At 50.7% G+C, this 9,125-nt stretch carries 8 protein-coding genes and 1 pseudogene; 6 read left to right on the forward strand and 3 right to left on the reverse strand.

What is annotated here, in order from left to right:
• Nucleotides 1-295, forward strand: a 295-nt coding sequence (locus HMPREF1144_RS29755) for an IS5/IS1182 family transposase (protein ID WP_042928290.1), incomplete at its 5' end; no start/stop codon positions are given.
• Between the two features lie 191 nt (nucleotides 296-486).
• The gene (locus HMPREF1144_RS29760) at nucleotides 487-1,110 is read left to right on the forward strand and encodes a TfoX/Sxy family DNA transformation protein (protein WP_004849523.1); all 624 of its coding nucleotides are present in this window, start codon (nucleotides 487-489) and stop codon (nucleotides 1,108-1,110) included.
• On the opposite strand, the gene yccS is transcribed toward HMPREF1144_RS29760, so the two are convergent.
• Nucleotides 1,098-3,233, reverse strand: a complete 2,136-nt coding sequence (gene yccS, locus HMPREF1144_RS29765; protein ID WP_009654917.1) for a YccS family putative transporter — start codon at nucleotides 3,231-3,233, stop codon at nucleotides 1,098-1,100. The two genes, HMPREF1144_RS29760 and yccS, sit on opposite strands and share 13 nt — an antisense overlap.
• A gap of 17 nt (nucleotides 3,234-3,250) precedes the next feature.
• Nucleotides 3,251-3,697, reverse strand: coding sequence for a YccF domain-containing protein (locus HMPREF1144_RS29770; protein ID WP_004849527.1), 447 nt, complete (start codon nucleotides 3,695-3,697; stop codon nucleotides 3,251-3,253).
• A 122-nt stretch (nucleotides 3,698-3,819) separates the two neighbouring features.
• Here HMPREF1144_RS29770 and helD point away from each other — a divergent pair, with 122 nt between their 5' ends.
• Nucleotides 3,820-5,874 carry a DNA helicase IV gene (helD, locus tag HMPREF1144_RS29775; protein WP_009654916.1) on the forward strand — a complete coding sequence of 685 codons (2,055 nt, stop codon included), beginning with the start codon at nucleotides 3,820-3,822 and terminating at the stop codon, nucleotides 5,872-5,874.
• 27 nt (nucleotides 5,875-5,901) lie between these two features.
• Here the strand turns inward: helD and mgsA are convergent, their stop codons facing one another.
• A complete protein-coding gene (mgsA, locus tag HMPREF1144_RS29780) occupies nucleotides 5,902-6,360 on the reverse strand; it encodes a methylglyoxal synthase (RefSeq protein ID WP_014228668.1) in 459 nt (152 codons plus the stop codon).
• Between the two features lie 154 nt (nucleotides 6,361-6,514).
• Here mgsA and HMPREF1144_RS29785 point away from each other — a divergent pair, with 154 nt between their 5' ends.
• The 3 genes and pseudogenes from HMPREF1144_RS29785 to HMPREF1144_RS29795 form a co-directional block, all read left to right on the forward strand.
• Nucleotides 6,515-6,928, forward strand: coding sequence for a CoA-binding protein (locus HMPREF1144_RS29785; RefSeq protein ID WP_004849531.1), 414 nt, complete (start codon nucleotides 6,515-6,517; stop codon nucleotides 6,926-6,928).
• 602 nt (nucleotides 6,929-7,530) lie between these two features.
• Nucleotides 7,531-8,676 carry a BapA/Bap/LapF family prefix-like domain-containing protein gene (locus HMPREF1144_RS29790; RefSeq protein ID WP_009654914.1) on the forward strand — a complete coding sequence of 382 codons (1,146 nt, stop codon included), beginning with the start codon at nucleotides 7,531-7,533 and terminating at the stop codon, nucleotides 8,674-8,676.
• An 87-nt stretch (nucleotides 8,677-8,763) separates the two neighbouring features.
• Nucleotides 8,764-9,125: pseudogene (locus HMPREF1144_RS29795) on the forward strand (transposase); the annotation flags it as partial.

Consider the following 9,125-nt stretch of genomic DNA (forward strand, 5'->3'; position numbering starts at 1 on the left):
CGAGGAGCTGGCCGAGGTGGATGTGGACTGGCTGATCGCCGAGCGTCCCGGCAAGGTAAAAACCTTGAAGCAGCATCCGCGCAAGAACAAAACGGCCATCAACATCGAATACATGAAAGCCAGCATCCGTGCCAAGGTAGAGCACCCGTTTCGCATCATCAAGCGGCAGTTCGGCTTCGTGAAAGCCAGATACAAGGGGCTGCTGAAAAACGATAACCAACTGGCGATGTTATTCACCCTGGCCAACCTGTTTCGGGTGGACCAAATGATACGTCAGTGGGAGAGATCTCACTAAAAACTGGGGATAACGCCTTAAATGGCGAAGAAACGGTCTAAATAGGCTGATTCAAGGCATTTACGGGAGAAAAAATCGGCTCAAACATGAAGAAATGAAATGACTGAGTCAGCCGAGAAGAATTTCCCCGCTTATTCGCACCTTCCTTAGCACATTTATGTCTTATTTACATGATTAACAAAGGAATAATCATGAAGAAACTTATATGTCTTAGGATCCATCAGTTTCGGGCATGTTTGTCTCCATTAGGAAAAATAAGCTGTCGGCCCTTATTTGGTGGCTATAGCCTGGCGATAGATAACACCGTGTTTGCCATGATGGCTGAGGGGGAAATCTATCTTCGGGTTTGCGAGCAGAGCGCGGAGTACCGCGTGGCGCATAAAACCCCGCTGTTGAAGATGCAGAAGAATGGTCGTCTGGTCGCGCTGAAGTATTATCATATTGATGAGGAACTGTGGCGGGATAGCAAAATGCTTTTTCATTTATCGGCGCTGTCATTACAGAGCGCGCGTCATGAAAAACATCGGCAGCGGCAATCCGGAAGATTAAAAAATTTGCCAAATATTAGTTTTCATATGGAGCTACAGTTGATTAATTCAGGCATTACGGATGAATTAATGCTGCGTAAGATTGGGGCCAAAGAAGCCTGGTTGAGGTTACGAAAAATAAATAAAGCGCTAACGGTGAACATTCTTTATTCCTTACAGGGGGCCATTGAAGGCGTCCATGCGGCCACGCTCCCGACGCAGCAGCGTCAGGAGCTTGAGAATTGGGCAACGGAACAAATGCGGGAGAGTGAGGGCTATTCAGGTTGAATTTCAACCTGTCGCTGTAGCCGGCAAATCTCTGGCAGCAGCGCCAGTAGCAGCCCGATTTGTTGAAGCACTAACGGCTCTTTGCTATCGGCACGAGGTTCAAGATGCTGTATCCGGGTTTGCAGGCTTGTTAAAGCTTGCTGTACCCGCTGTTCATCGGCCGGTGAGTGGTGCAGCGCGTCATCAACATAACAAACGGCATCGTCCAGCAGCGCCAGGATATCTGGCGTTGTCAGCTTTTCCCTGTGTGCGCCCAGGGCGGAGATATAGCTGGTAAAAGTGTGGTTCAGGCATAACAACCGAAAAGCGGTTTCTCGCATTTGCGAGCCCGCTCTGGGTTCCGTTGATAAGTTTGATACAACGGATGCCAGCTCACCGTCCCTGCTGTGCGCAGCTCTTCGCGCAATACGATAGGCAAGACGGTTGTCGCGCCCCTGATGATATTGCTCGAGTATGGCATCTAAATATCGGCAGTTGGCATTGATTGCTTGTTCAAGTACTCGGGGCAGGTTGCGGAATTTCCAGTCTGGCCAAATAAAGCTGACTGCGGCCCAGGCGATAGCGCAGCCGATCAGCGTATCAAATATACGCGGTAGGGCGACTTCAAAACCTTCCCCCAGGAGGTTAAAGCACAGCAAAACCAGGAGGGTAATGAACATGGTCGCATGGGCGTACTGTACATTACGGAACGCGAAGAACAGCACGCCGGTCAGGACAATTAAAAGCAGTTGGCCTTCGACGGAAGGGACGAGAAGCAGCACCGGCAGGCCTATCGCTACGCCGATGAGAGTACCGATTATCCTTAACGCCAGCCGGTGACGAGTGGCGTTGTAGTTTGGCTGGCATACGAACAGGCTGGTCAGCAATATCCAGTAACCGTGGTTCAGTCCGGTTAACTGGATAAATGCATAACCTGCGCACAGGACTAATGACATTCGAACCGCATGGCGAAACAGAGCTGACTCTGGGGTCATATTACTGCGCAGGCGCAGCCAGATATCGCTGAAACTGCCAGGTTGGTCGTCGGCTAGCAGGTGTTCCGTATTGTTACTGGACTGGACAGTCGTCTGGACGGATTCAATTGTCGCCAGCTGGGCGTCAATGGCGCGTAAGTTATTAAGCAAAAATCCCAACGCCTTAATCTGTTCTGCCGGCGCGCCGCTGGCTTTTACGCGATCGAGCGCGGCGTCAAGATGCATAAAAGCGCGCTCAAAGTGAGTGTCATGAAGGTAGGGTTCGCGTAGCAGGATGGCACGAGACAGTTTCTGGCAGGCCTGCGCCTGCATTGACAGCATACGCTGGAAGCGGAACATCACGTCACTGTAGCGAAAATGATCGCGCAGCGTTTGGTATTGAATATGCGATGAACTTGCGCGTTCGTGGATGTCCTGCGCCACGAAGTAATACTGCAAAGTGCGACGCGTTCCGCGCTGCCCGCGATCGCCGCGCAGGCGAGTCAGCAGGGAAACTTTGGTCTGATTCAGCGTGGCCACAAGCTGGCCATTGGCTATCGCCAGGTCATACAGCGGAGCCTGGCTTTCATCTTCAATATCCGGATCGAACAGGCGCGATTTAAGCTCCAGATAGTGAGCTAACTGCTCGTAGCTACGTGCCAGATTGTCCTGAAGAGGACGGATAGGGAAAATCAGATGTCCGGAGAGGGTGAGTAAGTTGTACCACACCGCGCCAGCCAGCAAAAACAGCGGCTGAAGATACCAGTGGCTGTAAAGCGTAACGCCCAGCATGGTATAGATGGCGATTAACAAAGCACCAAAGGCGATGGTGGCATAGCGTTGGCCCAGGCCGCCGAGCAAAATAAAACCGATTGTTGAAACGGTTAATCCCGCCGCAAATAACCACGGCCAGGGAAAAAGGAGTTCCACTGAGGCTGAAGCAATAAAAAAGCACACGAGGGTAATGGCCAGATTACGCAGACGTCCTGTCAGGCGGTCATCAAGGTCTGTCAGCGCCGCTGCCACCACTCCGAGTGTTAGAGGAATCGTGAGTTTTACTTCGCCAAACCACCAGGGAAATGCGGTCGTGCCGCAGAGTGCGATAAATATCCTGATGTTATATAACCAGGCACTGTTCCAGGTATAGCGGCGTAGCAGGGGGGTGAGCATTTCTGTATTCCATTCAATTACTGAAAGCGGCGACGCGCATTGGCTTCACGCGCGGCGCGAGCGGTCTCGACGGAGACGACTCGTCGGCCTACTGGCCATAAAGCAATAGCGGCGATTTTAAAATTGGCGATGCCAACCGGGATGCCAATGATAGTCAGGCATTGTGCGATACCACAAAAGATATGCATCAGACACAGCCACCAGCCAAAGAAAATAAACCATAAAATATTCAATAGTGTCCCACCCGCGTTTAGCAGGCTATTCTTTCCCTGAGGATCGAGTTCGTCGACATGAACGGCCTCATTCCCATAGGGAAAAAGAGAGAGTTTTGTTATCTCCCAGCAGGAGCGGGTGAGAGGCAGGGTAAAGATCAGCACAATGCTGACCAGCGTCGCCAGAAGCCAGCCGAGCGTGGTGGCAAATCCGCCAAGGATAAAGTTTAAAATATTCAGAACGGTACGCATAAACCCTCTGCTTAATACGGTGGATAATAAGGCACGGCCATTGTAGCGTTTTTTACGCTGGAGCACCCGGTCGCTGGCGGTTAAACTTAAAAACATCCAACCTGATTGAAATTCGACATTATATGGAACTTAGAGCGACAACATTGGGCAAGCGTATGGCTCAGCATCCTTATGACAGGGTGCAACTTCTTAATGCCGGAGTAAAGGTTTCCGGTGATAGCCATGAATATCTTATACCTTTCAATCAGTTATTATCAATTCATTGCAAGCGTGGGCTGGTTTGGGGGGAACTGGAGTTTACCCTACCGGGCGAGAAAGTTGTGCGTTTGCATGGTACCGAATGGAGTGAAACCCAGCGTTTTTACCATCATCTGAACACGCTTTGGCAGCAGTGGAGCGCGGAAATGAGCGATATTGCCGCTGATGTACTTCGCCAGCAGCTGGCGGAAGTGGCGCGTTCCAGCGCGGAAGGTAAATGGTTGACGCGTCAGCAGGTAAGCGATATTCAGCGCAAAATACGCCATGCGCTGAGCGGATTACCTGTGCCGACAGTCCGTCTTGATGCTTTTGATAACTGCCGCGAGCTATGGCGACAATGCCAGAGTTGGTTGAGTAATACTGAAAAAGCCAGGCTCGAGCATAACCAAACTTTTACGGAATCCATGCTGGAGCAATACCGCGGATTTTTTGCCGCAGTGGAATCATCGCCGTTGAATCCGGCTCAGGCACGCGCAGTCGTAAACGGCGAGCGTTCGTTATTAGTTCTTGCAGGTGCCGGAAGCGGTAAAACTTCCGTGTTAGTGGCGCGCGCAGGCTGGTTATTGACCCGTGGCGAAGCGGCGGCTGAGCAGATTCTGCTACTGGCGTTTGGTCGGCAAGCCGCGCAGGAGATGGATGAGCGCATCCGCGAGCGCCTGGGCAATGAAGAGATCTCTGCGCGTACTTTTCACTCCCTTGCCCTGCACATTATCCAGCAGGGCAGTAAAAAAGCCCCGACGATCAGCAAGCTGGAGAGCGACAGCGCTGCACGGCAAAAGCTTTTAGTACAGAGCTGGCAGCAGCAGTGCCAGGAGAAAAAAGCGCAGGCGAAAGGCTGGCGATTGTGGCTGGAGGAGGAAATGGGCTGGCAGATCCCTGAAGGGGATTTCTGGCAGGACAAAAAGCTGCAGCGTCGTGTTGCCAGCCGCCTTGACCGCTGGGTTAGCTTGATGCGTATGCATGGCGGATCGCAGGCTGAGATGATTGCCGGGGCCCCTGAAGAGATACGCGACCTTTTTGGCAAGCGCGTTAAGCTGATGGCCCCTCTGCTAAAAGCGTGGAAAACGGCGTTAAAAGATGAAAACGCCGTCGATTTCTCCGGCCTGATTCATCAGGCGATCAATATTCTGGATAAAGGGCGGTTCGTCAGCCCGTGGAAGCATATTCTGGTGGATGAGTTTCAGGATATCTCCCCACAGCGGGCATCCCTACTCGCCGCGTTACGTCGGCAAAACACGCAGACGACGCTGTTTGCCGTTGGCGATGACTGGCAGGCTATCTACCGTTTCAGCGGTGCTCAGCTCTCTTTAACAACGGCCTTTAATCACTATTTTGGCGAAGGGGATTGCTGTGCGTTGGATACGACGTACCGATTTAATAGCCGGATAGGCGAGATAGCCAACGGGTTTATCCAGCAAAATCCGCACCAGTTAACGAAACCGCTAAACAGCCTGGCCGCAGGGGACAAAAAAGCGGTGACGTTATTGGCGGAGGACAAACTCGACGATCTGCTTGATAAAATGAGCGGCTATGTCAAACAAGAGCAGCGGATTTTATTGCTAGCGCGCTATCATCATTTGAAGCCGGCGGCGCTGGAGAAAGCCGCCACGCGCTGGCCGCATCTGCAGCTCGATTTTATGACTATTCATGCCAGCAAAGGACAACAAGCTGATTACGTCATTATTCTTGGCCTTCAGGAGGGGGATGATGCGTTTCCTGCACCGGCGCGTGAGTCGATTATGGAGCAGGCGCTCTTACCGCAGCCAGAAGATTTTCCCGATGCCGAAGAGAGGCGTTTGCTGTATGTCGCCATCACCCGCGCCCGCCTGCGCGTATGGCTGTTGTTTAATAAAGAGCAACCTTCGCCGTTTGTTGAAATGCTAGAGGCGCTGGATGTCCCGTTAGCAAGAAAGCCATGATGGCTGGCGGCATGGCCGCCAGCGGGGCTATTTCAGACGCTCTGCAAGGTAGCGCTGATAATCAGGGATCAGGATATCAACGGGGTCGCTGAAGTGCGGGGACTGGATAATAAAGTCGGCGGTTGAGACATTGGTGGCGACGGGGATATTCCATACCGTCGCCAAACGTAATAACGCTTTAACATCCGGGTCGTGCGGCACGGCATTTAGCGGATCCCAGAAAAAAATCAATACATCGATTTTACCTTCTGAAATCAGCGCACCCACCTGCTGGTCGCCGCCCATGGGACCACTCAGCATCGCATGCACCTCCAGCCCGGTTGCGCGTGACACCAGATTTCCGGTCGTTCCTGTCGCCGAGAGCGTGTGTTGCGCCAGCAATGGCTGGTGGCGCTCGACCCACTTCATCAGCATATCTTTACAGTGATCGTGAGCAACCAGCGCAATATGCTTGCGTGCTGGCAAGGTACGTGTTGTTAGTTCCATCATTTCATTCCACATTTTGGCCTGTAGACAGATTACTGGAAGTGACTGTTGCTGCAAGCGTCGTGATGAAAAAATTTGACGCATCTGCAGGTCAGGACTCATGCGGGTTCATCCGGATTAGCATACACTTGGGCTAAATAGCAGGAGGATGATAATGAAAGAAAACGATATCGCAAGTATTTTGACCTCGACACGGACTATCGCCCTGGTGGGGGCAAGTGACAAACCTGACCGCCCAAGCTATCGGGTGATGAAGTATCTTCTGGAGCAGGGGTATCACGTCATTCCCGTTTCCCCTAAGGTTGCGGGTACCACGCTGCTGGGGCAAAAAGGGTATGCCACGCTTGCTGAGGTGCCGGAAAAAGTGGATATGGTCGATGTTTTCCGTAACTCAGAAGCGGCCTGGGGCGTCGCCCAGGAGGCAGTGGCTATCGGTGCGAAAACGCTATGGCTACAGTTGGGGGTAATCAATGAACAGGCGGCTGTTCTCGCCCGAGACGCCGGTCTGAACGTGGTGATGGATCGCTGTCCGGCGATAGAGATCCCGCGATTAGGATTAGCCCGTTAAACCTAAAACCCCGCCTGGCGGGGTTTTTTATTATCAATATTGATTAAGTTATTTATGGTCAATATTTTAATTAAAACTACATCGAAACGTTTCTTTATTTTAAAATAAAACCCATTGTCTTTGTGGATTTAACAGGCATCGTTCAGGTTTTTTCTCCCTTATTACTTAAAATTTCTTCGCGAGGATAATTTATTTCTTATAAATAAACCATGGAAAATACATGGGGAATCATTATAAAATATTTTAAAGTTTAAAAAAATAATTGTTTTTTCTCATGTCATTTATATGACTAATATCACAGATATTTTTCGGGTAGCGTTAAAATGGAGGTTTGGTGATATAAGAAATGTATTATCCATGATTTTATCTTCATTGTAATAACCGTGAGCAATCATTTTTCTTATGGTCTCTATTAACATCTCAAAATGTAAGTTTATTATTTTAAGTTATTGTAATTTTAGTAATTTAATTTATTTCAGAATGTAATCGTATTATTTTTCTTTCACCTTGCGGGACTCCGTTAAGTGGTATATCTAATAAGATGCATAATTAAGAATTATCTCATACCTCTGACTGCGTCTTCATCTCAAGGGTGCAACCTGATGAAAAATATAAATGTGACAGTGAAAGAAACTGGTGCGGAATACACCGTCGATGGCAATCAAGTTAATCTCAATACGCAGTCAGTGGTTCTCCTGCACGTTAAGCGTGAGGATATTCGTTCATATACCCGACAAGGTAATGATCTTGTTCTAAAACTCCAAAACGGTGACACCGTTACAATTAAAAACTTTTTCGTTGTGGATGAGCATGGGCAGCACAGTGATTTGGTTCTTATGGATGATGAGACCGGCGCGCTATGGTGGCTAGAAGGTGCGGGTACCGATGGGGCACACTATTCGCTGATTAGCGATCTTTCAGAAGTCATCGCGACCGGTGGCGCGGGACAAAGTATTGCCGGTTGGGTCATGGCTGGCGCTGCTTTGCTGGGTATTGCGGCAATGTTCGCCGGCACCTCAAACAAAGACCACCACTCTTCAGTTTCTGAAAGCGATTCTGATGCTGACAGTGATTCAGACTCCGACAGTGATACGGATGCTGACAGTGATAGCGACTCTGATTCAGACAGTGATTCTGATTCAGATAGTGATTCCGATTCTGACAGTGATTCCGACTCGGATTCAGATTCAGATTCAGATAGTGATTCGGATGCTGACAGCGACGCGGATAGTGATTCTGATGCTGACAGCGACTCCGATACTGATACCGAGCTACCTACCGCGGCACAGAACATAGCGGTCATTGACAATGTGGGCCCCATCACCGGTGTGCTGCATTCTGGAGATGTGACTGACGATACGACTCCGGAGATTAAAGGGACAGCAGAGGCTGGGGCAACGATAACGATTTATGACGGCGATACCAAACTGGGTTCTGTCGTCGCGGATGAAAATGGCAACTGGAGCTTCACGTTACCGGAGCTGAGCGAGGGGTCCCATAGCCTGAGCGCGACGGTAACGGACAAAGCCGGGAACGTCAGCGAACGTTCGCCGGCGTTTGAACTGACCATCGATACCACTGCGCCGACAGCCAGCATTCCGCAGGTAACCGACAATGTTGCAGAGCACACCGGCCAGCTGCAGAGCGGGGATCTGACCAACGATGCGACGCCCACCCTGAACGGCACGGCGGAAGCGGGATCCACGGTGACGATCTATGACGGCGACACCGTGCTGGGCACAGTGTAGACTGGCCCCATGAATCTCCAGACAGTTGGTATCACTTAAATTAGTGATAGTCTTAATACTAGTTTTAGACTAGTCGTTGGAGTCCGAATGATTGATGTTCTAGGTCCAGAGAAGCGCAGACGGCGCAGCGTTCAGGAAAAAATCGCCATTGTTCAGCAGAGCTTTGAGCCCGGAATGACCGTGTCGCTGGTCGCCCGTCAGCATGGCGTTGCTGCCAGTCAGCTGTTCCTGTGGCGTAAGCAATATCAGGAAGGCAGTCTCACTGCGGTTGCCGCGGGTGAACAGGTTGTACCCGCGTCGGAGCTGGCATCTGCAATGAAGCAAATTAAAGAGTTACAGCGCCTGCTGGGCAAAAAAACCATGGAAAACGAGCTGCTGAAAGAAGCCGTTGAATATGGCCGACAAAAAAAGTGGATAGCGCACGTGCCCTTGTTGCCGGAGGATGGCGA

This window comes from Klebsiella sp. OBRC7 (assembly GCF_000293135.1).
Classification (GTDB): domain Bacteria; phylum Pseudomonadota; class Gammaproteobacteria; order Enterobacterales; family Enterobacteriaceae; genus Klebsiella; species Klebsiella michiganensis.